General features: G+C 69.2%; 19 protein-coding genes, 2 pseudogenes and 1 riboswitch. Of the genes and pseudogenes, 12 read left to right on the top strand and 9 right to left on the bottom strand.

Going from position 1 to position 25,635, the window contains the following annotated elements; genetic code table 11:
* Positions 1-6: 6 nt before the first annotated feature.
* From ACZ7IB_RS14670 to ACZ7IB_RS14655, 4 genes are read left to right on the top strand one after another with little or no spacing between them, the layout of a single operon-like run.
* Positions 7-819: a class I SAM-dependent methyltransferase gene (locus ACZ7IB_RS14670; protein WP_470912825.1), complete on the top strand. Its 813-nt coding sequence runs from the start codon at positions 7-9 to the stop codon at positions 817-819.
* Positions 819-4,115 carry an amino acid adenylation domain-containing protein gene (locus ACZ7IB_RS14665; RefSeq protein WP_470912824.1) on the top strand — a complete coding sequence of 1,099 codons (3,297 nt, stop codon included), beginning with the start codon at positions 819-821 and terminating at the stop codon, positions 4,113-4,115. Before ACZ7IB_RS14670 ends, ACZ7IB_RS14665 begins: the two co-directional genes overlap by 1 nt.
* On the top strand, positions 4,112-5,866 hold the full coding sequence (locus ACZ7IB_RS14660; protein WP_470912823.1) for a non-ribosomal peptide synthetase: 1,755 nt from the start codon (positions 4,112-4,114) through the stop codon (positions 5,864-5,866). Before ACZ7IB_RS14665 ends, ACZ7IB_RS14660 begins: the two co-directional genes overlap by 4 nt.
* The gene (locus ACZ7IB_RS14655; protein ID WP_470912822.1) at positions 5,863-8,136 is read left to right on the top strand and encodes a M20/M25/M40 family metallo-hydrolase; all 2,274 of its coding nucleotides are present in this window, start codon (positions 5,863-5,865) and stop codon (positions 8,134-8,136) included. The genes ACZ7IB_RS14660 and ACZ7IB_RS14655 overlap by 4 nt, the downstream gene beginning before the upstream one ends.
* Before the next feature lie 63 nt (positions 8,137-8,199).
* Here ACZ7IB_RS14655 and glpK read toward each other — a convergent pair whose 3' ends face one another.
* The 3 genes from glpK to ACZ7IB_RS14640 form a co-directional block, all read right to left on the bottom strand.
* The gene (glpK, locus tag ACZ7IB_RS14650) at positions 8,200-9,717 is read right to left on the bottom strand and encodes a glycerol kinase GlpK (protein ID WP_470912821.1); all 1,518 of its coding nucleotides are present in this window, start codon (positions 9,715-9,717) and stop codon (positions 8,200-8,202) included.
* Positions 9,718-9,762: 45 nt separating this feature from the next.
* Positions 9,763-10,608 carry an MIP/aquaporin family protein gene (locus tag ACZ7IB_RS14645; protein ID WP_470912820.1) on the bottom strand — a complete coding sequence of 282 codons (846 nt, stop codon included), beginning with the start codon at positions 10,606-10,608 and terminating at the stop codon, positions 9,763-9,765.
* A gap of 250 nt (positions 10,609-10,858) precedes the next feature.
* Positions 10,859-11,263: a hypothetical protein gene (locus ACZ7IB_RS14640; protein WP_470912935.1), complete on the bottom strand. Its 405-nt coding sequence runs from the start codon at positions 11,261-11,263 to the stop codon at positions 10,859-10,861.
* Here ACZ7IB_RS14640 and ACZ7IB_RS14635 point away from each other — a divergent pair.
* A pseudogene (locus ACZ7IB_RS14635) lies at positions 11,220-11,549 on the top strand (heavy metal translocating P-type ATPase); the annotation flags it as partial. The gene ACZ7IB_RS14640 and the pseudogene ACZ7IB_RS14635 overlap by 44 nt on opposite strands.
* Positions 11,550-11,566: 17 nt before the next feature.
* On the opposite strand, the gene ACZ7IB_RS14630 reads toward ACZ7IB_RS14635, so the two are convergent.
* Positions 11,567-12,838 carry an APC family permease gene (locus ACZ7IB_RS14630; protein WP_470912819.1) on the bottom strand — a complete coding sequence of 424 codons (1,272 nt, stop codon included), beginning with the start codon at positions 12,836-12,838 and terminating at the stop codon, positions 11,567-11,569.
* A 201-nt stretch (positions 12,839-13,039) separates the two neighbouring features.
* Here ACZ7IB_RS14630 and ACZ7IB_RS14625 point away from each other — a divergent pair, with 201 nt between their 5' ends.
* Positions 13,040-13,459, top strand: coding sequence for a hypothetical protein (locus ACZ7IB_RS14625; protein WP_470912818.1), 420 nt, complete (start codon positions 13,040-13,042; stop codon positions 13,457-13,459).
* 101 nt (positions 13,460-13,560) lie between these two features.
* Positions 13,561-14,235, top strand: coding sequence for a DUF305 domain-containing protein (locus tag ACZ7IB_RS14620; protein WP_470912817.1), 675 nt, complete (start codon positions 13,561-13,563; stop codon positions 14,233-14,235).
* A 104-nt stretch (positions 14,236-14,339) separates the two neighbouring features.
* Here the strand turns inward: ACZ7IB_RS14620 and ACZ7IB_RS14615 are convergent, their stop codons facing one another.
* Positions 14,340-16,001 carry an ABC-F family ATP-binding cassette domain-containing protein gene (locus ACZ7IB_RS14615; protein ID WP_470912816.1) on the bottom strand — a complete coding sequence of 554 codons (1,662 nt, stop codon included), beginning with the start codon at positions 15,999-16,001 and terminating at the stop codon, positions 14,340-14,342.
* Positions 16,002-16,706: 705 nt separating this feature from the next.
* A riboswitch (cyclic di-AMP (ydaO/yuaA leader) is annotated at positions 16,707-16,891 on the top strand.
* A gap of 4 nt (positions 16,892-16,895) precedes the next feature.
* On the opposite strand from ACZ7IB_RS14615, the gene ACZ7IB_RS14610 reads away from it, so the two are divergent.
* A complete protein-coding gene (locus ACZ7IB_RS14610) occupies positions 16,896-17,639 on the top strand; it encodes a transglycosylase SLT domain-containing protein (protein WP_470912815.1) in 744 nt (247 codons plus the stop codon).
* A gap of 136 nt (positions 17,640-17,775) precedes the next feature.
* Here the strand turns inward: ACZ7IB_RS14610 and ACZ7IB_RS14605 are convergent, their stop codons facing one another.
* The gene (locus ACZ7IB_RS14605; RefSeq protein ID WP_470912814.1) at positions 17,776-18,426 is read right to left on the bottom strand and encodes a DUF2461 family protein; all 651 of its coding nucleotides are present in this window, start codon (positions 18,424-18,426) and stop codon (positions 17,776-17,778) included.
* Between the two features lie 365 nt (positions 18,427-18,791).
* The gene (locus ACZ7IB_RS14600; protein ID WP_470912813.1) at positions 18,792-19,109 is read right to left on the bottom strand and encodes a hypothetical protein; all 318 of its coding nucleotides are present in this window, start codon (positions 19,107-19,109) and stop codon (positions 18,792-18,794) included.
* A gap of 349 nt (positions 19,110-19,458) precedes the next feature.
* Between ACZ7IB_RS14600 and ACZ7IB_RS14595 the strand changes: the two genes are divergently transcribed.
* A complete protein-coding gene (locus ACZ7IB_RS14595; protein ID WP_470912812.1) occupies positions 19,459-20,856 on the top strand; it encodes an APC family permease in 1,398 nt (465 codons plus the stop codon).
* Positions 20,857-20,912: 56 nt separating this feature from the next.
* Here ACZ7IB_RS14595 and ACZ7IB_RS14590 read toward each other — a convergent pair.
* Both ACZ7IB_RS14590 and ACZ7IB_RS14585 read right to left on the bottom strand, forming a co-directional pair.
* Positions 20,913-21,428: pseudogene (locus ACZ7IB_RS14590) on the bottom strand (TolB family protein); the annotation flags it as partial.
* Between the two features lie 86 nt (positions 21,429-21,514).
* Positions 21,515-22,405, bottom strand: a complete 891-nt coding sequence (locus ACZ7IB_RS14585) for an alkaline phosphatase family protein (protein WP_470912811.1) — start codon at positions 22,403-22,405, stop codon at positions 21,515-21,517.
* Between the two features lie 292 nt (positions 22,406-22,697).
* Between ACZ7IB_RS14585 and ACZ7IB_RS14580 the strand changes: the two genes are divergently transcribed.
* The 3 genes from ACZ7IB_RS14580 to ACZ7IB_RS14570 all read left to right on the top strand — a co-directional run bounded on the left by ACZ7IB_RS14580 (position 22,698) and on the right by ACZ7IB_RS14570 (position 25,574).
* A complete protein-coding gene (locus ACZ7IB_RS14580) occupies positions 22,698-23,777 on the top strand; it encodes an NAD(+)/NADH kinase (protein ID WP_470912810.1) in 1,080 nt (359 codons plus the stop codon).
* Positions 23,778-23,851: 74 nt separating this feature from the next.
* Positions 23,852-24,505, top strand: coding sequence for an HD domain-containing protein (locus ACZ7IB_RS14575; RefSeq protein ID WP_470912809.1), 654 nt, complete (start codon positions 23,852-23,854; stop codon positions 24,503-24,505).
* A gap of 196 nt (positions 24,506-24,701) precedes the next feature.
* Positions 24,702-25,574 carry a hypothetical protein gene (locus tag ACZ7IB_RS14570; protein WP_470912808.1) on the top strand — a complete coding sequence of 291 codons (873 nt, stop codon included), beginning with the start codon at positions 24,702-24,704 and terminating at the stop codon, positions 25,572-25,574.
* Positions 25,575-25,635 lie beyond the last annotated feature (61 nt).

The raw sequence follows: 25,635 nt of genomic DNA, 5'->3' as shown, positions 1-25,635 counted from the left end.
ATCCGCATGACGATCGATCGATACGTCCAGGAGATCAACCGCACCATGTGGTCGTACGGTGAGTACCGGCACGTGGCCGATCTGCTGCGGCCCGGCGCCGTCGAGCTGGTCGAACGGCTCGCCCCGGAGCCGGACAGCCGCCATCTCGACGTCGCCACAGGGAACGGCAACGTCGCGCTGCTGTCCGCCCTGCGCGGCTGTGACGTCACCGGGCTGGATCTGACCGACGAGTTCTTCCCCGACGCGCGCGCACGATTCTCAAGTGCCGGTGTCGAGGTGGAGCTGCACCGCGGCGACGCGCAGGAACTCCCTTTTGCCGACGCCTCGTTCGACCTCGTCACCTCCACCTACGGGATCCAGTTCGCGCCCGACCATGCCGCTTCATCCGGCGAGATGGCCCGGGTGCTGCGGCCCGGCGGCCGGATCGGCATGTGCAACTGGACGGCACGCAGCTGGACCGCCCACTTCCAGGAGATCCTCTCCGCCTACTTCCCCTCGCCGAACGGCCATCAGGGGCAGCCCATGCTGTGGGGCTCCCCGGACTATCTCGCCGAACTCTTCGGCCCCGGATTCACAGTCACGTCCGAACGCCGGGAACTTTTCTACCCGTTCGACACGGCCGAGGATCTGGTCGCCTTCTTCGAGAACTGCTTCGGCCCCTGCATCGCAGCGAAGTACACCATCTCGCCGCCCTCGCGCTGGAAGGAACTGCGAGCGGAGATGGCCGAGATGACCGAGGGCTTCCACACCACCGATGAGCGGGGCACAGGCGTGCCCGTCGAGTATCTGCTCGTCGTCGCAGAGAAGAAGGGGGCGTAGTGACCGGCATACCCGAGCACTATCCGACGCTCCCGCTGGCCGAAGGGGCACGGGAGCGAGCCGTCGCCCTGGCGCTGACCCGCAGCGAGCCGTACGAGCTGGGCGAGGGAGTCCACGCATACGTTGAGCGGTACGCGGCCACGCACCCTGACCGCGCGGCGATCGACGACGGCGAAATATCCATCGGATACGCCCAGTTGGCAGACCGGATGCGTCGCGCAGCCGCACGGCTGGCGGCTGCCGGAATCTCGCGGGGGCAGATCGTCGCGGTCGGCGGCCGTCGCGGCAGCGACGTCATCACGGCCTTTCTCGCACTGGAGCTGCTGGGTGCCGTCTATCTGCCGGTGGACGCGGGCTGGCCCGCCGCCCGCGTCGAGTCCCTCCTCACCGACAGCGGCGCCGTGCTCATGCTGACCACCGGCGGAGCGGCGGACATCGGCGAACTGGTCAAGGGAGCCCAGGCGGCCGGGGTCCCCACCGCGGCACCGGAACCGGCGGACCCCCCGTACGCCCGGACCGCACCGCCCGCCCCCGACGAGGTGCGCTACGTCCTCTACACCTCCGGATCGACCGGCCGCCCCAAGGCCGCGATCGTCGAACACCGGGGGATGCTCAACCATCTGTGGGCCAAGGTCGACGACCTCGGGCTGACCGCCGACGACCGGCTGGCGCAGACCGCACCGCTGGGCTTCGACATCTCCGTCTGGCAGATGCTCGCTCCGCTGCTCGTCGGCGGCCGCGTACAGATCTACGGCGACGAGCAGGCGCAGGACGGCGCACTGCTGCTGGAGGAACTGCTCAGTCGCGGAACCACGGTGCTGGAAACCGTACCCACACTGATCCGCTTCCTGCTCGACGCCCACGAGAGCGCAGGGACCGATCCCGGCGCGCTGCGCTGGATGATCGCCACCGGCGAGGAGCTGCCACCCGCCCTGGCCCGGCGGTGGCACAAGAGCATGCCGGGCATCGGACTTCTCAACGCCTATGGCCCCACCGAGTGTTCGGACGACGTCACCCATGCCGTACTCGGCGCACCGGCCGCCGGAGTACGCCATCTGCCGATCGGTTCTCCCATCGGAAACGCAGCGCTGTATGTGCTTCGTTCCGAGGAGGGGGAGTGGCACGCCTGTGCGCACGGTGAGACCGGCGAGCTGTTCGTCGGAGGACTCGCCGTGGGCCGCGGCTACCTCGGAGACCCGGACAGCACCGCTCGCGCCTTCTTCACGGACCCCTTCGGCGACGACGGCGGGCGCCTCTACCGCACCGGGGACGCCGTACGCGTACTGCCGGACGGCCAGCTGGAGTATCTGGGCCGGGTCGACCGGCAGGTGAAGCTCGGCGGCGTACGCATGGAGCTCGCCGAGATCGAAGCGGTCCTCGGCGGCCACCCCGCGATCGCCGCCTGCGCAGTCACCGTCCACACCCCCGACGACACCGGCGCCCTGGTGGCACGCGAGAGCGCCCACACCCCGGTGGCCGCTCAGCCGCCACGGCTCGTCGCCTATGTCACCGCCTCCGGCGACGAGGTGGCGGAGGACTCACTCCGCGCCCATCTGGCCGAACGGCTCCCCGCGCCGATGGTGCCGTACACCTTCGTCGCTCTGCCCCACCTCCCGCTCACCCGGAACGGCAAGACGGACTACAAGGCGCTCCCCGCACCACCGCGCCGCAGCCGCCCCGACAGCCGCCCGTACACACCGCCGCGCGGCGACGCGGAGACCGCGATCGCGGCCCTCGTCGCCCGACTCCTCGGCACGGGGCGGGTCGGCCGGGACGACTCGTTCCTGGAGCTGGGCGGCGACTCGCTGCTGGCCATGCGGCTGGTCGCGGCACTACGGGAGGAGGGATCGGCCGCTGGCCTGCGCGACGTGCTGCGCGACGGCAGCCCCGCCGCCCTCGCCGCGCTCGGCCGCCACCGGCAGCAGGCGGCCGGCACCCGTACGGAACATGCCTGGGACGCCCCGCGGACCCGGCCGCTCACCCCGCAGCAGGCCGGTGTCTATTTCCACTGGCGACTCGACCCGCTCAGCCCCTACTACAGCTACCAGGGCTCCTTGGAACTGGACGGGCCACTGGACGTGGCACGGCTGGCGCGGGCCTGGCAACTGCTGCTTTCCGAGAACCCGCTGCTCCTCGCCCGGTTCGCCGAGACCGACGAGCCGGGTGGGCACGCGGTGGTGCACCACTATCCGCACTGGGAAGTACCACCGCCCGGACCGGCGCGGGACATCACCGCGGACGAGTTCCGCACAGCGGCCGCCGAGGAGGCCGCCAAGCCCTTCGACCTCCTCGCCGAACCCGCCATGCGGACCCAGCTGTTCCGACTGCCCGGCGGACAGCACCGGCTGCTGGTCACCATGCACGAGCTGCTCCTCGACGGCTGGGGCGCCACCGTGCTGTTCCAGCGGCTCGCCGAACTGTACGAACAGCAGCCGGCCGGGCCCGACCCCGAGCGCGCCACCCGGTACGACCGCTATCTGGACCACTTGGAGACGCGCCTTGCCACCGAGGCGGTCGCCGAGGCGGGAAAGTACTGGCTGCGCCGGCTCGCGGGCGATCTCCCGGCACTGCAGATCGCACAGAAGCAGCGGCCGGCCACGCCCACCTACCGGGGCGAGATCACCGAGGCGGTCCTCGACGAGCGCCTGTCCCAGCGGCTGCGCGACACCGCACTGTCCGCCTCCGCCACCGCATTCGTACCGCTGCTGGCCGCCTACGCGCTGGCCCTGAGCTACTTCGGCGACGCCGACGAGGTGATCGTCGGCGCCCCGATGGCGGGCCGGGAGCGGCCGGAGGCGGCCGAGGTCCCGGCGTTCATGCTCGCCATGCTGCCGCTGCGTCTGCACATCGACCCGGCCGCGACCCTCGCGGAGTTCACCACTCAGGTGCGGGAGACGGTGTACGACGCGTACGCCGCAGCCGATCACCCCTTCGGCTGGACTCTGCGACGGCTTCCGGCCGCCTCACGCAGTTCCTCGGCGACACCGGTCTTCCAGACCATGCTCAACATGCTGCCGTACCCGGCGCGCGCCGCCACCGCCTCGGACGTCGGGTTCCGCTTCGTCGAGCTGGACACCGGCTACACCAAGTACGACTGCGCGCTGTACGTCCAGCCGCACGGCCCCGACCGGCTGCTGTTGCAGTACGCCTACCAGCAGGAGCTGCTCGACGCCCCGGCCGCCCGCAACGTACTGGAATCCACGCTGATCGCGCTGCGGGCCCTGACCGACCCGGAGCGTGCGGAGCACACCACCATCCGTTTCCTCGATCTGCTGCCCGGAGACGATCACCGATGACCACGCCGACCCCGCTGGAACGCTTCGCCGGGCAGGTGGCGGCCCACCCCCGGGCCGTCGCTCTGCGCCACACCGGCACCAGCTTCACCTACCGCGAACTCGACGAGTGGAGCGGCCGGCTGGCCGCCCGGCTCGCCGCCAAAGGAACGGGCCCCGGCTCGCTGGTGGCACTTGCCGCTCAGCGCGGCCCCGCCGCCGTCGCCGGAGTCCTTGCCGTACTGAAGACGGGCGCCGCCTACCTCGGGCTCGACCCCGCGATACCCGTGCGACGACAGCGCCGGATGGTGGAGGAGACAGGACCGCACTGCGTGCTGGCCGAGCCCGGACTCGATCAGTTCCCCACACTGGACGCCCCCCGCGTCACGCTCGCCCCCCTCACCGACGGCCCGCTGCACCAGGCTCCTGGGCAGGAGCCCGACGACGACGCGCTGTTCCACATCGTCTACACCTCGGGGACGACTGGAAACCCCAAGGGCGTACGCATCAGCCGGCGTTCGGTCCGCGGACGGCTGGAATGGATGTGGCAGGACCACCCGTTCCCCGACGACGCGGTACTGGCCGTCCAGAAATCCCTGGCGCTGGTCGCCTCGCCCTGGGAGCTGCTGGGCGGACTGCTGAAGGGCATTCCCTCCGTCGTGCTCGGCACCGACGAACTACTCGATCCGGTGCTGTTCGCCGCCGCCGTCGAGCAGGAGCGGATCACGCATCTCTTCCTGACCCCGCAGCTGATCGCCGGGCTCCTGGAGGAGAGCGCCAAGCATCCCGGCGGGCACCGGCCCGTGCTGGTCACCAGTGGCGCCGACACCCTGCCGGTGGACACGGTCCTGCGCTTCCGTGAGGTCTGGCCCGATGCCACGCTGCTGAACCTGTACGGCATGACGGAGACCGCCTCCAACGTCGCCGCGTTCGACACCGCCCGACTGCCCGCGGACGCCGAACGTGTCCCCGTCGGCAGGCCCGTGGCGGGTGCCTCGTTCTCGGTCCGCGACCGGCTCGGCCGACGGCTGCCATCCGGTGTGACAGGTGAGGTGTGGGTCTCCGGACCTCCGCTCGCCCTCGGCTATCTCGGCGGCGACGGCGAAGACCGCTTCACCACGGACGACGCAGGAGTCCTGCACTACCGGACCGGAGACCGCGGCCGCCAACTCCCGGACGCGGTATTGGAGATCACGGGACGCGCCGACAACCAGATCAAGGTACGTGGCTACCGCGTCGAGCTGGAGGAGATCGAGGCCACGCTGCGCAAGGCGCCGGACATCACCGACGCGGGGGCGTACGCGGAGAGCGAGGGCGGTGAAGCACGCATCGTCGCCTGTTTCACCGCCGACGAGGAGAGCGGCCCCGCCGCACTGCGCGGCTATCTGCGCGACCGGCTGCCCGACTACATGCTGCCCGCCCGTATCCAGCAGGTCCCGCGGCTCCCGCTGAGCACCAATGGCAAGCTCGATCGCACCGCCCTGCGCACGCTCGTGGAGAGCATCGGTCAGGAGCAGACGGCCGGATTCACCCCGACCGACGACACCGAGGCCGCTGTCGCCGCCCTCTGGCAGGAACTGCTCGGCGCCCCACCGGCCTCGGCGGACCAGAACTTCTTCGACGCCGGAGGCCACTCCCTGCTCGCCGTGCGGCTCGCCAACCGGCTGGCGAAGACAGCAGGCCGACGCGTCCCACTGCGCCGCATCCTCGGCGCACCCACCGTCCCCGCGATCGCCGCACTGTGCCGCGAGACCCAGCAGGAGGAACAGGCATGAACGTCCCATGGTTGAGCGTCCCGGGCGAAACCCCACCGGACAGCGCGGCCGGCACCCTCGCCGTCTGCTTCGCACCCACCGGCGCCCACGGCTCGACGTTCGCGAACTGGCGGGGCCGGCTGCCCGAGGACACGGCACTCGCGCTGATCACACCGCCGGGCCGCGGCACCCGCGTCGACGAGGAACCCGTCACCGACATGACCGCCTACGCGGATGCCGTGACGGCCGAGATACGCGCACTGCGAGGAAGGCGGAGACTGGTGCTGATCGGCGTCAGCCTCGGTGCGCTCCTTGCGTACGAGACGTGCTGCCGGCTGCTCGACGCCGGGGTGCCGGTCGCGCGGCTGTGCGCGGTGGCAGGACAGTGCCCCGGTGACTTCCACGGAGACGGTGGCGATGTGACCGTCGAGGACGCCCGTGCCTTCACGTCCGGGACCGGACTGACCGACCCGGAGCTGCTGGCGGACCCCGAGTTCGAGGAGGTGCTGCTGCCTCCCGTCATCGCCGATCTGCAGTTGGCCGCGGGCTACGACGGCAGCCGAAGTGCCGTACCGCACGTCGAGTTGCGCGCGGTGTGGGCCACCGAGGACCCGCACGTGCCCGAAGTGACCGTGCGCCGCTGGATCGACTGGACCCGTGGCGAGTGCACTCTGCTGTCCGTCGAGGGCGGGCACTACGCCCACCAGGAGAACCCGGCAGCGGTCATCTCCGCCTGCCTGGACGGACTTCCCGGAGCCCGGCCGTCACGACGCTCCGTGCTCGGCGCCGGAGCGACGGCCGTCGCGGGCACGGTGCTGGGCCTCGGTGCGGTGCCGGCCACGCCACCCAGAGCGTCGGCCGCCGCGCCGACCGCCGCGGGCAGTGTCTCCTTCGAGGGCGATCCCACCGACCCCGTGGGCCTCGCCGTGGCCATGATCCGCCAGAACACCAGCAACCCCGGCGACGGTGCGCTCACCCAGCCGTTCGCCCAGATGCTCCAGGGAATCTTCCGCGCGGCCGGGGTGGTCACCGAGATCGTGCCCACCCCCAAGGAAGGCAACGTCCACTTCTTCGCCCGCGTCCCCGGCAGCGGGCCGGCCCGGAAGAAACCACTGGTCCTGCTCGGCCACTCCGACGTAGTCCCCGCCATCGGTGACAAATGGACGACGGACCCCTTCGCCGGAGACATCAAGGACGGCGAGCTGTACGGCCGCGGCTCGCTCGACATGAAGGGCGTCAACGCCGCATTCGTCGCCGCTCTGCTGCGTCATGTCCGCGAGGGCGCGGCCTTCGACCGCGACATCGTCTTCTGGTCCGACTGCGACGAGGAACAGGGGCCCTACGGGGTGCGCTGGTTCCTCACGGAACACCCCGGCAAGGTCGAGGCGGGCGCGGTCATCACCGAAGGCGGCTGGGTGCTCAACCAGCGCGACGGCAGGACGCCCATGATCGCCTCGCTCACCTGCAACGACAAGCGCTCCCTGCTGCTGCGTCTGGAGACCTCCTCGTACGCCACCCACACGTCCAAGCCATTCACAGGACAGGCCGTGATCCGGCTGGGGGAGGTGCTTGAGCAACTCGGGGAGTGGCGCGCACACATCCGTCCCAACGCGCTGTCCCGGCAGTACTTCGCCGAACTCGCCGAGGCCACCACCGACCGGTCGCTCGCCGAGGCCCTGCGCGAGATGCTCAATGCCCGTTCGGAACAGCAGCGGGACAGGGCCGGCGAAGCGGTGGTACGGCTCAGCGAGACCCCTGAGCTGCACAACGCGATGCTGCGCACCACGCTCGCCTTCACCTCCGCGCAGTCCGGCTACTATCCGAGCATCGTGCCGGGCACGGCGACCGCGGAGTTCCGGGCCGCCTTCCTCCCCGGGGCCGACGACCCCGGTCGCATCGTCGCCGAACTGCGCTCGCTGATCGGCAACCGGGCGGCGCTGACCGTGGTCGGCAACCCCGGCGAGAGCGAGCAGCAGGCCCTGGACCGGCTGCGCGGCTATCTGGCCGTGCCCGACTCCGACTACGACACGGACATCTTCCGCGCCTGGCAGACGGCCGTTCGCAGGACACACCCCGGAGTACGGGCCACTGCCTGCCAGTTCGAGGCGGTCACCAGCGCGGTGCCGTTCCGGGAACAGAACGTGCCCGTCTACGGCATGTACCCGTTCACCGTGAACCGGGACATGCTCAAGCGCATGCACGGCACCGACGAACACATCGGAGTCGAAGCCCTGCGGCAAGGCACCGAAACCGTCTATCAGCTGCTGGCCGCACTGCGCACAGAGGCCTGACCCGACCGCACCGTACGGGCGTGCTCGGCCGGGCACGCCCGTACGGTCGTCGGACACCTGCCGTCATCCCACCCTCACCCAGTCGAGAGTGCGCGCGACAGCCCTCTTCCAATCGGCGTAACCCTCGGCGCGCTGCTCGTCGCTCCACTGCGGCTCCCAGCGTTTCGACTCCTGCCAATGCTCCCGCAACTCGCCCTGATCGCGCCAGAAACCGGTGGCGAGACCTGCCGCATACGCGGCGCCCAGCGCGGTGGTCTCGGCGACGACCGGGCGGCTCACCCGTACCCCCAGGACATCCGCCTGGATCTGCATGCACAGGTCGTTGGCCGTGACCCCGCCGTCGACCTTGAGCACATCGAGATGGACACCTGAGTCCTGTTCCATCGCCTCCACCACATCCCGGCTCTGGTAGCAGATGGCTTCCAGAGTGGCCCGCGCCAGATGGGCGTTGGTGTTGTAGCGGGCGAGACCGACGATGGCGCCGCGGGCGTCCGAGCGCCAGTAGGGAGCGAAGAGGCCCGAGAACGCCGGCACGAAGTACATCCCGCCGTTGTCCTCGACGGTTCTGGCGAGCCGTTCGCTCTCGGCGGCTTCGCTGATGATCTTCATCTGGTCCCGCAGCCATTGCACGGCGGATCCCGTGACCGCGATGGAGCCCTCCAGAGCGTAGACCGCCGGGCTCTTGTCGAACTGGTAGGCGACGGTGGTGAGCAGGCCGTGCCGTGACCGGATCAGCTGCGTACCGGTGTTGAGCACGAGGAAGTTTCCGGTGCCGTACGTGTTCTTCGCCTGGCCCGGCTCGAAACACACCTGCCCCACGGTGGCCGCATGCTGGTCGCCGAGCACCCCGGTGATCGGGATCGCGGCCCGCAGGGGCCGGGACGTGCGCGTGCGGCCGTACGCCTGCGCGTCGGAGGACGGGTGGATGGCCGGCAGCATCGCCCTCGGGATGCCGAAGATGCCCAGCAACTCGTCGTCCCAGTCGAGCGTCTCCAGATTCATCAGCATCGTCCGGCTGGCATTGGTCACGTCGGTGGCGTGGATGCCGCCGTCGGGGCCGCCGGTGAGGTTCCACAACACCCAGCAGTCCGTGTTCCCGAACACCGCATGGCCCTGTTCCGCAGCCCTGCGGACCCCATCGACATTGTCGAGGATCCACTTGATCTTCCCGCCGGAGAAGTAAGTGGCCGGAGGCAGACCCGACTTGCGGCGAATGACCTCGCCATGGCCCTCGTTCTCCAGGGCCTTGGCGATCGAGTCGGTCCGGGTGTCCTGCCACACGATGGCGTTGCAGTACGGACGACCGGTGCGGGGATCCCAGACGACGGTGGTCTCGCGCTGGTTCGTGATCCCGATGGCATCGAGATCGGTGGCGCCCAGACCGCCGGTGCGCAGAGCGTTCTGCATCACCGAGTTGGTGCGTTCCCAGATCTCCACCGGGTCGTGCTCCACCCAGCCGGGGCGCGGCAGGATCTGCTCGTGCTCCAACTGGTGCTTGGCCACTTCTTTCCCGTCGTGATCGAAGATCATGAAGCGGCTGCTGGTGGTGCCTTGATCCACCGCGCCGATGAAGTCCGCCATGGCGTGCTGCCTCTCCTGAATCCCCGCTCGATGAAGAACCGGGCGTCACTCCTCCGGTGGCACGGGGATGCTGCCCTCCGGCTCCGCCTCCGCGGTGGGCAGGAAACGGCCGACAAGGATCTTGTAGAGGAACGCACCGACCAGGCCACCCACGAATGGGCCCACAATGGGCACCCAGTAGTAGAAGTTCCCGTACTGGTCCCGCCACGCTCCTCCGTAGCCGGTGAGGAAACTCGCGAGCCGGGGCCCGAAGTCACGGGCCGGATTGATCGCGTACCCGGCATTGGTGCCCCACGCCATACCGATGCCCACCACAATGAGGCCCACGATGAACGGCCCGAGATTGGCTCCCGGTGGCGTATTGAGAAGATCCGTGACCGCGAAGATCAGCAGCACAAGAATGGCGGTTCCGATGACCTGGTCCCGCAGCGCCCCCCATTCGTGAACCGGAAGCGCGGGGTTCCCGTTGGCGGGCAGCGTCGAGAAAACGAATTGCGTCTTGATCGTGTGCCCCGGGTCCGCCTTCGCCAGGGCCTCCGTGTAATTCCATCGCACCACGAGTGCCCCCACGAACGCTCCTGCGAGCTGCGCGAGTGCGTAGGGTGCCACTTTCCTCCAGGGAAAATCCTTGAAAGCGGCAAGCGAAAGAGTGACGGCGGGATTGAGGTGCGCTCCGCTCAGCCTGCCCGCCACATAGACACCCAGAGTGACTCCGAGACCCCATGCCCAGGCGATGCTGTCGTGATTTCCGAGACCCCCCGGCGGGTCGGTGAGTGCTCCGCCGGCTACGACCTGGGCCACCACACCACAGCCGAAGAGGATGAGAATCATCGTGCCGAGGAACTCCGCCGAGAGCTCCCCTACGATTCCCGACATCTTGAGCCGCTCCATGGGGATCTCGCTTCCTGTCGAGTCACCACCGTTGGCGGCATAGATCCACACATGAGCGTAGACGCAGAGAATTGGTTCCGCATTTGGTGGCCATGTGGTGGCTGAAGCCCTGCAGCCGGCGCAGGGCTCGCCTCGCGAAGGGGCCCGAACCAGGGTCTGGCGTCAGTCCGGGTCGACGTTGTCGAAGAGTTTTCAAGCATCCTGCTGAGCACCCGTACGCAGGCCGCCCTGCCGCCGTCGGTCAGCCGGATCAACGAAGGCCCGCGCCCTGGCCGCCGGTGACCCCGGAGGCTGGATCAATGCCTTCACGCTCGTCGCCGCGGGCCCGCACCGCACACTCGACGACGTCGACCGCACCGTCGTGCAGCGGCTGCGCGAGATGACCGTGCGGACGGTCGCCAAGCACAGCGCCGACGAACCCGACTGGCTCGTGCCCGTGACGGACACCTGGGCCCGAGCGGCGAAGATCATGATCCCGGTGCCGGCCGTCAAGGGCGGCATCGACTCGGACGACCACGTCGGCATGGCCCGACGCCTCGCACGGACAGTCGCCGACGGGCGTGAGGCAACGGTCGAGGCCACCGCGCACCAACCCAGCATGGAACGACCGCAACGATGCCCCGGCGCCGGGCACCGCCCAGACCGGCATCGCCATGGGCAGAGCCGGCTCCGACCTTGCCCTGGAGATCGCCGACGCGATCGTCGCCGCGATGAACTCGCCACGACACCCACCGTCGTAGCGCTCTCGCCGGTGCCGTCGCCTCGTGGTGCAGAACTTGGTGATCGCCGCGGTCTTCATCAGCGGCCTCGTCATCTGGGACCTGACCGGCACTTTTCCACTGCCCCTCGGCGTTGTCGGGCATGAGGGCTCCACCGTCATCGTCGGCCTCAACGGCCCGCGCCTGCTGTGCGACGCCGCCTGGAAGCGAGCCCGCGGGTGAGCCGGCGGTCGTCGGTGCTAGCTGCGTGCGCGGCTGAGGACCGTGCGTACGCCATAGGCCGCGGCTCCGGCCGCGATCACCGCGGTGCCGGAGACGACCGAGGCCGACGGCAGGGCGAAGGCGAGGAGCAGACAGCCCGCCAGGCCGACGCCGGGCACGATGCGTGGCGGGCGGCCTTCGTTCGCAGTGAGCGTCCAGGCAGCGGCGTTGGCGATGGCGTAGTAGGCGAGGACGCCGAAGGAGGAGAAGCCGATCGCCCCTCGGACGTCGGTCGTGGCGGCAAGGACCGCGACCACGGCGCCGACGGCGGCCTCCGCACGGTGAGGGACTTTGAAGCGGGGGTGCACCGTGGCCAGGACGTGCGGCAGGTGGCGGTCGCGGGCCATGGCCAGGGTGGTGCGTGAGACACCGAGGATGAGCGCGAGGAGGGAGCCGAGTGCGGCGACGGCCGCACCGGCCCGCACCACCGGCGCGAGGCCGGGGACGCCCGCCGCGCGTGCGGCCTCGGCCAATGGGGCCGCGGTATGGGCGAGGCGGTCAGGGCCCAGGACGGCCAGCACCGTGACGGCGACGGCTGCGTAGACGAGCAGCGTGATGGCCAGCGCGAGCAGGATCGCGCGGGGGATGGTGCGATGTGGGTCGCGTACCTCCTCGCCGAGGGTGGCGATCCGCGCGTATCCGGCGAACGCGAAGAACAGCAGACCGGCCGCCTGCAGAACTCCGCTGACAGTGGCGTCCGCGCCGATGGCCAGACGCCCGGCATCGGCGGTTCCACCGCCGATACAGGCGGTGACCACCGCCGCGAGGACCGCCAGGACGAACGCGACGATCACCCGGGCCAGCCAGGCCGACTTGTGCACACCGGTGTAGTTGAGCGCGGTCAGCGCCACCACCGCCGCGACGGCTACCGCGTGCGTCTGGCCAGGCCACACGTAGGAGCCCACGGTGAGCGACATGGCCGCGCAGGAAGCTGTCTTGCCAACGACGAAACCCCAGCCTGCGAGATAACCCCAGAAGTCGCCGAGGCGTTCACGGCCGTACACATAGGTGCCACCGGACTCCGGGTAGCGACCGGCCAGCCGGGCGGAGGACGTCGCGTTGCAGTACGCGACCACCGCGGCCAGCCCCAGGCCGAGCGGCAGCCCGGACCCGGCGGCCGCGGCGGCAGGCGCCAGTGCGACGAAAATGCCGGCGCCGATCATCGAACCCAGGCCGATGACCACGGCGTCGAGCACGCTCAGACGGCGCTTCAACTCGTTCGTTCCCGTCGACGCCGTCGACGTGTTCATCGCTCACTCCCAGCCGGGCGCCCCGCACGAGCAGGTCCCGCAGTCCGTACGTATGCAGAGTTTCGCGGGCACGGTAGCCCAGCAAGGTGTCCGGACGGTGCGGGGTGCGACGGGACGGGGTGCGACAGGACGAGGAAACCCTGCGGGGGTATCCTCGGGCACGTACCGCAGGACCCGTACGACCGAGAATTCGAGGCAGCCGTGGATCGCAGGCGGACGCGCACACCGGGAGCGTCCCGGCTGCTCGTGCTGTGTGCCGTCCTGTGCGGGCTGTTCCTCATGCACGGGGCCCCGGCGAGCGCCGCCGAGGGCTGCCACGGCGCATTGGCCGCGACCTCGGACGCGCCCGTGTTCACGACGACGGGTACCGGCCACACAGCCTTGACGGATGAGCACGGCACCGCCCACGCGGCCGACGCCATGACCGGGATGAACGGCGAGTCGTGCGTATCCACCCACGCCCGCGACCGCCTGCTGCCGCTTCCTATGGCGCTGGGCCTCGTGGTCCTGGCCGTATGGGTGCTCGGGAGGCGACGTACGGCGGTGCGCGGACCGGAACGGCGGGGTCCGCCGTTCGCCGGCAGGGATCTTCTGATCCAGGTGTGCATCGCGCGGACGTGACAGGTGTCTGCCGGCTCCCGGCCATCAGGCCGGACCAGCCGGATGATCCTGCCCCTTTCGCGTGCCACGGACGTGGCACATCCACCTGGAAAGAACGTGTGATGTCCGCTTCTCTGTCTTCCCCTGCCCGCCGCCGCGCGCTCACGGCCGCCGGTATCGTCGCCTCACTCGCTCTGACGCTGGCGGCCTGCGGCTCCTCCGAAGGATCCAAGACCGACGGCTCGTCCACGCCCGGCATGGACCACGGCTCCGCCAACGCCTCCGCGCCTGCCACCCCCGGCAGCGCGTTCAACGACGCGGACGTGAAGTTCGCGCAGCAGATGATCCCGCACCACCAGCAGGCCATCGAGATGGCGAAGCTGGCCGACGGCCGCGGCGCCGACCCCGAGATCAAGGAGCTGGCCGCCGAGATCGAGAAGGCCCAGGATCCCGAGATCAACACCTTGAAGGGCTGGCTGACGTCCTGGGGCAAGCAGCTGCCCTCGGCCTCGTCCTCGATGGGGGACATGTCCGGCATGGACCATGGCTCGGACGGTTCGGGAATGTCGGGGATGATGTCGGACAAGGACATGAGCGACCTCGAGGCCGCCAAGGGCAAGAACTTCGACAAGAAGTTCGCTCAGTTCATGATCGGCCACCACCAGGGCGCGGTCACCATGGCCGAGGACGAGCAGAGGAACGGCAGCAATGCCGACGCGAAGAAGCTCGCCGGCGCCGTAATCACGGCCCAGACCGCCGAGATCGAGAAGATGGACAAGATCATCACCAGGCTCTGACCCTTGGCAGGGGGTGCGGGCCTTCGTCGTGCTGAAGGCCCGCACCCCCTCCCGCTACGTCCGAGGGGCCGGACGAGCCCGGCCTCTCGGACGCACGCGGCCGCTCAGTCCGTTTCCGGTGTTGCGAGCAGGTCGCCCACCTCCTCCGCGGTGGTGTCCCGGAGCTCCTCCGTGAGGAGCAGCCAGCGGGTGATGCCGACCGATTCGAGGAACGGCAGGTCGTGGCCGGCGATCAGCAGCGCACCCTCGTAGGACTCAAGTGCGCTGGTCAGTTGTCGCACGCTGGCGATGTCGAGATTGTTGGTCGGCTCGTCCAGCATCAGCAGCTGCGGGGCCGGTGCGGCGAGCATCGTCGCCGCGAGCGCGGCACGGAAGCGTTCCCCGCCCGAGAGGGTGCCCGCCGGCTGATCCGCGCGTTTCCCCTGGAACAGGAAGCGCGCGAGCTGGGAGCGGATGTGGTTGTCGGCGACCCCGGGAGCCATGCGGGCGACGTTCGCCGCGACGCTCAGCTCCTCGTCCAGCACATCCAGCCGCTGTGGAAGGAACCGCAGCGGTACGAACGTCCTGGCCTCGCCGGACAGCGGAGCCAGCTCGCCGGTGAGGGTGCGCAGCAGTGTCGTCTTGCCGGCGCCGTTGCGCCCGACGAGCGCGATCCGTTCGGGCCCGTGTACATGGAGGTTGCCCTCGTGCAGCCGGCCGAACCGGGGACGCAGTTCGTGCAGGCTCAGCACGGCGCGTCCGGTGGGAACGGCGGTGTGGGGAAGGCTCACCCGGATCTCGGCGTCGTTACGGATCGCGTCCGCGGCCTCTTCGCGGCGCTCGCGCGCCTCACTCAGCCGCTCCTCCTGGAGGCCGCGAAGCTTGCCCGCCGACTCCTGCGCGGACCGCTTCCGCGCGCCGGCGAGGATCTTCGGGAGCCGTCGCTCGGCCTCGATCTTCCTGCCGTGCCGCTGGCGGCGCGCCAGCTTCACGTGGGTCTCCTCCAGCTCGCGCTTCTGCCGGCGTACGTCGGCCTCGGCGGCCCGCAACATCCGCCCGGCGGCTTCCTGTTCGGTGGCCAGGGCTTCTTCGTAGGCGGACCAGCCGCCTCCGTACCAGTTCACGGATCCGGAGCGCAGTTCGGCGATGCGGTCCACGCGCTCCAGCAGTTCGAGGTCGTGGCTCACCACGACGAGGACACCGGAGCGCCAGGAGTCGACGGCCTCGTAGAGCCTGTGGCGAGCGAACACGTCGAGGTTGTTGGTCGGTTCGTCCAGCAGGAGAACGTCGGGATGCTCCAGCAGCAGTGCGGCCAGGCGCAGCAGGACGGTCTCCCCGCCGGACAACTGGCCCACGGTGCGGTCCAGTTCGACATCGCCGAGTCCGAGTGACCCCAGTGTCGCGAGGGCTCGTTCCTCGACGTCCCAGTCGTCGCCGATCGTCTCGAAGTGTTTCTCGTCCACATCCCCGGCTTCGATGGCGCGCAGCGCATTGCGCCGTCCGGCGATGCCCAGGGCCTCGTCCACACGCAGCCCCGTGTCGAGGGTGATGTTCTGAGGGAGGTGGGCGAGGCTGCCACCGACGGTCACCGAGCCCTGGGACGGGCGCAGTTGGCCGGCCAGCAGTCGCAGCAGTGTCGACTTGCCCGCGCCGTTGGTCCCGACGAGACCGGTGCGGCCGCGGCCGATGCTGAGGGAGAGCCCGTCGAAGACGGTCGTGCCGTCCGGCCACTGGAAGGACAGGGCGGAGCAGGTGAGAGAGGCGTTGGGGGCGGTGGGTGTCGCCATGGTGATCCTCGCAGTCGCAAGCGCGGTGAATGGGGGCTTCGTATGCGAGCACCACGCAGCGACCGAACCGAGAGGGAGGTGCGGCGGTCCGAAAGATCGAGGGACGGCTCATGCACCGAGGTCGCATCCACGCGGGGTCACGGGCAGGACTGAACACTGCTACCGCGTGACGGGCGTACGGCTGGAGCCGTACGGCGCGATGATCGCGAACCTCAGATGCGCAACGTCCACCTCTATCGGAGACAACAGAGCCGTTGAAAACGATATCTACCCGGAGGGCGAAAGGCAAAGCCTCGATGTCGTGTGGGGGAGTGCGACGAGCGGCCCGCGGGCCGCTTCGCCCGGAGGCCATGGAGCCCTGTCGGGTGCGATCGGCCCGAGAGGCATCCGGATCGTATTTAAATGCTCCAGTATGGGCGATTTGCTTAGAGGTGATCCCTTGGTTAATGAAAGAGGCATTTGGAGAGAGTTGCAACCTTTGAATATTGCCCGAATTGCGCCTTTTGGGGACCCCGTGGTGTGAGTCACGTTCAGAGTTCAAGGCGCCGTGGCGCGCTACCCGGTTCCCTTCTGCGCAGGGAAATTTGGCTTCGCAGTGTGAGGTGGATTACTGCCAAATCCGCGGTTCGATCTTGCAAATGAATTGTGATCCAGAAATAGACCCTTGTTCCTTTCGGTGTTTCTCGTCTACGGTCACCGTCAATCCGGACGGAACGCCGAATCCTGCCGCCGTCCGGCAATCCGACCACTCATGTATGGCAGGAGCGGGGGACCCAGGTAGGCCGCCGATCCGGTATCCGGAACGGCTCGGGGTGAAGCCGCATTTGCGTGCGACCAGACATCTCCAGTCCGAACCCGACAGCTCACCTCGTAGGCGACGGAGAGGAATTCGCTATGCCTGCAACGGGTAACCACCGTCGTCGTAAGTCCACTTCGCTGACCCGCGGTCTCATCGTCGCGGCCACGGGCGGAGCCGCTCTCGTGCTTCCGCTGGTCGGTGCCGGCTTCGCCTCGGCCGCGCCGGCGCAGTCCGCCACCGCCGAAAAGGCTGCGGCGTCGACCGTCGCCTCCGTCAAGGAAAAGACCGCGCAGAAGGAAGCGCCCACCGTCTATTTTGTGATCGCGGGCGATACCCTTTCCAAGATCGCGCGGGAGCATTCGCTCAGCGGTGGCTGGAAGAAGCTGTACGAGGACAATCGAGAGATCGTCGGCGACAACCCCGCAGGGATTCGCCCGGGCATGAAGCTGACAATCGGTGCCCAGGCCGAGTCCAAGACTTCCACCACTGCCGCACCGGCCGCGAAGCCTGCGACGTACACGAACGATCTGGACGGCTGGATCAAGGAGTCGCTGGCCGTCATGGCCAAGCACAGAATTCCCGGCAGCTACGACGGAATCCACCGCAACGTCATGCGCGAGTCCTCCGGTAATCCTCTGGCCATCAACAACTGGGACTCGAACGCCGTCAAGGGCACGCCGTCCAAGGGCCTCCTCCAGATCATCGACCCGACGTTCCGTGCCTACCACGTGCCCGGTACGTCGATGGACAGCTACGACCCGATCGCCAACATCACCGCAGCGTGCAACTACGCCGCCGACAAGTACGGCTCCATCGACAACGTGTTCGGGGCCTACTGACGCACAGCGGCGCCGATGGCCGTTCAGTACCGACGGGTGGCGAGGGGCCGAACAGGCCCCTCGGAAGGGACCGCACCCACCGGTCAGGGACCGCCTTTCGGACTCTCACCCACGTGGACAGCATGCGGAGGCGACGCTAGACGGCGCGCCGGCGGGAACCGGGAACGGTCACATGGCCGGCGAGCCAGGAGAGCAGGGGTTCCAACTCCTCCGCCGCTCGGAGCACGGCGTCGACCAACGCCGACGTGTGCTGTGCGCAGTCCCCGCCGAGGGGACGGGCAGCGGAGACCGAGCGGTACCGGAGCAGGTCGGCACGGGGATGACCGGCGTCATGGCCGCGTGGCATGCGCTTCATGGTGTCGCCGGTGATCTCGTACCCCTGTGCCCCCAGCGCCTCGACGGCGCGCACCAGCCCGGGGCCACTGCCCTGCGCGGCAACGGCCGTACGGAACAACGGCACCTGCCCCGGGTCCGGGTAGGTCCAGCCGCCCTTGATCCGGAGCCCGTCGAGGTCGAAGCGGAGACCGATCTCGACGTTGCGTGCGATCCGGATCGCCGCCACTTGGTGCTGCCACCACCACGGGTCCTTGCGGAACCCCCAGACGGAGAAGTCTTCGTAGGCCTGGTCCGCGTCGGCCACATCGTTCAGCAACGCGATCATGGGCTGCCGTACGAGACGCTCCCGGTCCTTTCTGTGCTTCTCGCGAGCTTCTTGCGAAGGCATGCCCTCCAACTGCAGAAGCAGCTCGAACGCTTGCTCTGTCCAGCCGCTGAATGCTCTTCTCACGCAAGAGATCCTAGCGATCCGGGACTTGAGGGTCGGCGCGCACCAGGTTGTGAGCCGAAGTCGTGCCCTGCTCGCCGGCCGGGTCTCATGCGCGGCCGGCGGGGCGGTTCAACCGCCGGACAACGTCTGTACTGGTGTCCGAGCGGGCTGCGGGTGCCATCTGTTCCACCCAGGAAACCCGTTATACGTCCGATCTGTTGGCGGAAGAGATGGAGGGTGAGCCAACGCCCGTATGAGATCAGCAGCCTCCTGCCGGAGCAGGCGCGAGCCCTTCGCCGTCGCCACGGACCGTCACACCGCCTGAACCGGGCTGCCACCCGGTGATCCGGACCGCAGCGCCCGGCGCGCGCCCGCCGACGCAGGCCTCACTCCTGGGCGCTCTCCGTCGGCTGCTCCGGCTTCTGTGGCGGAGGGCTCGGAACCGTGGCCCCCGCTCCCTCCCGGACGGACTCCACCACCGCCTCGTGAAGGCGCCGGCTGTCGTCCTCCGAGCAGCACGGAACCGGGCTGCCCGACATGGTGAACCAGTCGATCGCACCCGTGTACTGCACAGTGACCTGGGCTGTGTCATCGGCCCAGGTCGTGTGAACGGTCAGGTCTCCGGACAGGACGCCGACCTCGTCCGTGAGCACGCCGCCACGCCCGGAGAAAACACCGCGAGTCGTCCATGACGCCCAAGCCATGTCTCCAGGCTGGCATCAAGACCGTGGACGCGCGACCCGCGGCCATGCGCGCATCGCGGCGCTCCGGGGCGCCCGCCCCCTTCCGGAATCTGGAATGGGCGAAACTTTGCACCGGATCCTGCTGCGGTTCCCGCACCCGCCAATCCCCATAAAATGACGAACTCTTAACGTCAAATCGTCAGATCTGCTCGCTGAAACAACGAATTCCGAAGGTGAACACCTCTTGACCTGCGGAACTCGTCAGGATTGCATGTCGCGCTGGGAGCGACGAAACCACTCACCACGTCCTCGTCTGGAGGCGATACCGCTCCCGCGCTCAGACACCGCACCTTTTGATCGGAATCGCACGATGACCGAAACGCTCAGCGCTCCCCAGGCGCTCGCCCCCGCGACCGGCCCCACTCCACAGAAGCTCAAGCGTTCCATCGGCGTCGTGGGCGGGACGCTGCTCACGCTCTCCTGCGTGACGCCCGCTTCGACACTCTTCGTGGTCGTACCCGACCTGTTCTCCAGCCTGGGCACGTACACCGCCCTCACGATCGCCATCGGCTCGCTGCTCTGTATTGCGGTCGCCTTCTGTTACTCGGAGCTGGGCACCCTCATACCGAGCGCGGGAGGTGAGTACGCCATGGTGTCGACCATGGCGGGACGGCTGGCCGGGTGGCTCGTCTTCGTGCTCTCCCTGCTGGTCGTGATGATCGTGCCCCCAGTCATCGCCATGGGGACGGCCGACTATCTCGCTCCCGTCGTGCACATTCCGGCTCCCGCCGCGGGCGCCGGCGTCATGGTCCTCGCCACCCTCGCCGGTCTCCTGGACCTGCGCGCCAACGCGTGGATCACCGGGATCTTCCTCGTCCTCGAAGTGATCGCGGCGGGCGTCGTCGCCGTTCTCGGCTTCGCGCACTCCGAGCGCGGGGCCTCCGCGCTGGTGCACGGGTCGGTCGCCTCGTCGGGCAGCACGACCTCCACCGTCACCGCGATGATGGTGGTCTCCGGGCTCGCGATCGCTCTCTTCATCACCCAGGGCTTCTCCACGGCCGTCTACCTCTCGGAGGAACTGGAGAACCCGCGGCGCAACGTGGCCCGCACCGTGCTCGCCACCCTCGCCATCTCCACCGCGGTCATTCTCGTCCCGGTCATCGCCATCACGCTGGGCGCCCCGGACCTCGAGGCCCTGACCTCGGGCGACCTCAACACCATGGTCGCCGCCTGGTCGAACTCGGCCGTCGGTACGTTCGTCAGCCTCTGCGTGGCCCTCGCGATCATCAACGCGGGCATCGTCATGGTCATCCAGAACTCACGGGTCCTGTTCGCCTCCGCCCGTGACAAGGCGTGGCCCGAGCCGATCAACAACGCCCTGTCCCGACTCGGCCGCTTCGGCTCCCCGTGGGTGGCGACACTGGTCGTCGGCGTCCCCGGCGCGGCGCTCTGCTTCGTCAACCTCGACACCCTGTACGGCGTCACCGGCGTCTCCGTCACCGGCATGTACCTGCTGGTCGCGGTCGCCGCACTGCTCTGCCGCCGCGGCACGCACCGCGAGGCACCGGCCTGGCGCATGCCCCTGTGGCCTGCGATTCCCGTACTGCTCATCGCCGTGCTCGCGTACATCCTGACCCAGCAGGAGACCGAGTACCTGCTGTGGACCGGCGGGATCACGGCGGTCGCCACGCTCTACTGGGCGCTGTATCTGCGGCCCCGCCGGGAGACCCGCTGGCTCGTCAGTATTCCGGAGGACGCACAGCCCTGACCGGATGGCCGGGACTCGCGACCCGTATCCCGCGCTCTGCCCGGCCCGCCGAGCCGTCACCCCGGACAGGCCGGGGCGACGGCGGAGGTCATCAGCCGACGGGCCGCACCGGTGCCGTCGGCCGGGACGGTCCACAGGTCCGAGCCGTAGTCGCCGGGGAGGGCGTAGACGAGAGTGGAGTCGTCCGCCCACACCGCCTGGTCGTCGATGGTGCGCTGCTCGGCGGTCGCGGTCTGCGACATGCGGCGCAGATCGAGCACATACAGCCGCCACGGGGCGTCGGGCGAGGCTCCCGGGACGCGCTTCTTGTAGGCGATGCGGGTGCCGTCCGGCGAGAGCGAAGGGCATTCGACGTTCCCGTGCAGGGTGGTGAGAGTGCGGGCGGTGACGTCGCCCCGGACGAGGTAGGTCCGGCCGTGGGTCGCCAGGGTGGCGTAGAAGCGGGTGTCGTCGGCGAACGTGACACCCCAGATGTTGATGTCCGAGGCGCGGTAGGGTGTGCCGTCCTTGGTGACGGTGTACGTCTCCAGGTTGTCGTCGATCGCCCAGGTGCGGGTGTCGACGATGACAGTGCCGGGTACCGCGGCCGGCCGCCGCCCCGGACGGGTGCCCGGGGCGGCGGCTTCGGCGGTGCGGGAGTCTGCGAGATACACAGATGTCAGTTCCAGATGCCGGAGATGTCGGACGCCGAGGCCGCGTTGCCGGCGTGCGTCGTCAGGCCGGCCAGGTCCTCCAGGGTGCGGAGCACGTTGTAGTGGTTGTAGGTGGCAGCGCTGGAGCTGCCGGGGGTGACGTGCTGACCGTAGAGGACGGTGGGGATGCGGTTCCCCGACAGCTTGTTGTCCTCGTCGAACGTGACGACCAAGAGGCTGTTGTGGGTCTTGGCCCAGTCGGCATAGGCGCCAAGCCTGTTCTTTATCCACGTGTCACCGGTGGACACCGAGCAGTCGTGCATGTCGTTGCACAGGTTCGGCACGACGAACGAGACCTTCGGCAGGGCGGTGAAGTCGGCCGGGAACTGCGTCATGGTCCTCGCCGTGCTGGTCGGCACATTGGAGAAACCGAACCAGGGGTTGTGCTTCTGGGCGTAGTCACCGCTGCTGCAGACGGTCGAACCCTGGCTGGGCAGCGTCTCGTTGTAGCTGGCCCAGGTCTTTCCGGCGGCGATCAGCTCGGAGGCGAGATTGGGCGCGGACAGGGAACCGACGCCCACGCAACTGTCATCGCTGCGGCCCTGGTTGGAGCCGGAGAACAGCATGTAATAGTTCGGCTCGCTGGGGTGGGTCAGCCCGAAGGACTGGGTGAGGTCGGCGCCACCCGCCTTGAGAGTGTTGTTGATGTACGGGGCGCCGGAGGCGCCGATCACCTGGGTGTAGGCGTGGTTCTCCATCACCACGACCACCACATGATCGGGAGCCGGGAGACCGGCAGCCTGTGCGGCGGAACCGGTGGTGGCCCAGAGGCCGATCGAGGCGGCGACGAGAGCCACGGCCCCGGCCGGCGCGGTGAGGGAGCGTCGGCTGCGCCTGGACGCCTGGACTGCGGCCATGACTGTCCTCCGGGCAGAAGTGACGAGCACACGGGTGTGGGGCGTCGCAACCCTAGGAGCCACCGGGTGGACTCGGCCGCGTCCCGTGCGTGAAGAACAGGCGAACCTTTCCCCATCATTGTGCCGCGCGGTGGACGGACCACGCAGCGGACAGATCACGCTGCCCTCCCAGGGGCCCGATCGCCTGACCGGGAACGGTCTGTCGGCCCGGCGACGAAGCCGGCACACCCATGGACCATCAAGGTGGGACCAGGACATCGCGACATCGTCGGAATACGGGAGCCGGAGCGAGATGAGTGTCGAGCGGGTGGGAGTCGTTGTCCACCAGGGCCGTCCCGAGGCCGTTGCCGCGGCGCGCGTCGTACGCGACTGGTGTGCGGGCGAAGCCGTTCCGTGCACGGACATCGACGTGTGGCGCGACGACGCGCGCCGGCGTGGCGGACGGGAGGAGGCCCATGTCGCGGGCAATCCCGATCTCGTCGTGACGCTCGGAGGCGACGGCACATTTCTGCGTGGCGCCAGGATCGCGGCCAAGAACCACGCCGCCGTCCTCGGGATCGACCTGGGCCGGGTCGGCTTCCTGACCGAGGTGCCGGCCGAGGACGTCGTCCGGGCGCTCGACGCCGTCCATCGCGGGCGGGCGGACGTCGAGGAGCGCATGACGCTGACGATGAGGACCTCCCGCGTACTTGAAGTGCCCAAGGACATCGACGCCCTGATGGGCTACGGACGACGTCCGATGCTGCCGCCTCCCCATGTCGACCTGGAGGCGGAGGCCGCGGCGGAGGGCTGGGGCGTGGCGCTGGATGTCACGGCCCTCAACGACGTCGTCGTGGAGAAGCTCGCCCGCGACCGGCAGGTGAGTCTCGGCGTCTATATCGGCGGCCGGCTCCTCGCCTCGTACTCGGCCGATGCCGTCATCATGGCCACCCCCACCGGGTCGACCGCCTACAGCTTCGCCGCAGGCGGTCCGGTGGTCTCACCACGAATGGACGCCGTCCTCTTCACGCCCGTCGCACCGCACATGACCTTCAACCGCACAGTGGTCGTCGCGCCGGACGAACCGGTCGCGGTGCGGGTCCTGCCCAACTCGGGACAGGGCGCGGTCACGATCGATGGCCAGCTGCGCGGCGTACTGGACGCCGGAGACTGGCTCGGGGTGTACGCGGCCCCGCGTCGTCTGCGCGTCATCAGGCTCGGCCCGCACGATTTCTACGGGCGGCTGCGCACCCGTCTTCGCCTCACGGACGCTCCGGCCGCGGCCGCCGAGGGGGAGACCGCGCCCCTGTTCCGTCCCGACGGCCCGATCCCGCACGACCTGGCCCATCTCCATTTCTCCCCGGCGGACAGGGACGAGGCAGCCGATGGCTGACCGGGCGGGGGAGAGCCGCAGGCTGAAGAATCGGACAGGAAGAGCCGAAACGTCGTACGAGAAATGGAGTTCACATGCCCAGAAGTGCCGACCTCCCTGCCGTCACCGGAGTGACGGTGCCCGACACCGAGCTGGCCGCCGCGGCCACCGAACTGGTGCGTGACGCGACCGACGACCTGATCTACCACCATTCCCGCCGTGTCTACTTCTTCGGCAGCCTGCAGGGGCAGAACAAGGGGCTGAGCTTCGACCCGGAGCTTCTCTACGTCGGAGCCATGTTCCATGACCTGGGTCTCAACGAGGAGTTCCGCGGGAGCGGGCGCCGGTTCGAGGTGGACAGCGCCGACGAGGCACGGAGGTTTCTGCAGAGCCACGGCGTGCCCGAGGACAGCATCCGCCGTGTCTGGACGGCGATCGCGCTCCACACGACGCCGGGAATTCCACAGTTCATGGAACCCGAGGTCGCGCTGGTGACCGCGGGGGTGGAGTACGACGTGCTCGGCATCGGGTACGCCGACATCAGCGACGCGGACCGCGCGTCGATCGTTGCCCTCCATCCCCGCCCCGACTTCAAACAGCGCATTCTCCGGGCCTTCACCGAAGGCATCGAAGCCAAGCCGGACACCACTTTCGGCAATGTGAAGGCCGATGTACTGGAGCGTTACGTACCCGGCTTCAAGCGGGGCAACTTCGTGGACACCATCCTGGATTCCCCCTGGCAGGAGTGAGGCTCCCGCAGGGCAAGCAAGTCGGTGGACGCCTTCGTCCGGGCGCACCATGATGGGCGGTCCGAGCTGCGGCTCTTCGTGGCGGACGAAAGCCGTGGCAGCCACCGGGTGGGGTGGTGTCCATGGGTGACAGGGCAGATCGTACGGCTGCGAGCCCCGCTGCCCTCCTCCCGCGCCCCTACGGAAAGGCCACACTGTGCCGGTCGCCCTCGTACTGCTGCTCGCAGGGACGTGGCTGCTCTCCGGCGCCCTGGTCACCGGAACCGATCCGCTGATCGTCGCTGTGGGCCGCACCGCGGTGTGCTGCGCGGTGCTCACCGTCGTCACCGCGTCCAGTGCGGGTGGCCGGGCCGATCTGCGCCGGGCCGCGGCCCGCCCGAGCACCGTATGGCTGCTGGGCCTGCTCGGCTTCGCCGGTTACGCGGCCGGTACCCTCCTGGCCATCCCGCGCATCGGCACCTCGCTCACCAACCTCGTCGTCGCGCTGATGCCATGCGCCTCGGTGGCGGTGGGGGCGGTGTTCTTCGGTGAGAGGTCCGGGCCGCGCAAGGCGGCGGGGGCAGTTCTGGCCTGCGCGGCAGCGGCCGGATACGCGGCGCTCGGCGCGGACGTGGGGGAACTGGACGGGGTGGGGCTGCTGCTGGTGGCGGCCGCGACCGTGGCGTTCGCGGTGTACGGGTTCCTGTACCGGGAACGGCTGTCGGGGCTGCCGCCCCTCGCCGTTCTGCCCGTGCTGCTCGCGGCCGCCACTTGTCTGCTGCTTCCGATGGCCCTGCCCGCCCTGATCGCCCACCCACCGACACTCGCCGCGACCGGCGGCATCGTGGTGCTCGGCGCGGCCGTCTACGCGCCCGCCTACCTCGTACAACACCGGCTCATTCTGCTCCGCGGGCCGGTCTTCACGGCAGCTGTGCAGCTGGCCGTTCCGTTCACCGTGCGCCTCGGCGACTGGGCACTGAACACCGCGCCCGCGCCCTCGACCGCCGAACTGATGCTCCTCGCGGTGTGCTGCACGGGGATCGCCCTCGTCACCGTCCAGCCGCACGGCGGACTCGCCACCGCTCAGTGATCGCGAGGCGGTCCTCAACGCCCTTGAACCGCAACGGGCTCAGCCGGCCGGTCCGTCCTCC

This window comes from Streptomyces sp. NPDC037301 (assembly GCF_055602785.1).
Note: the sequence above shows the minus strand (reverse complement) of the source record. Positions and strands in the feature narration are given on the sequence as shown.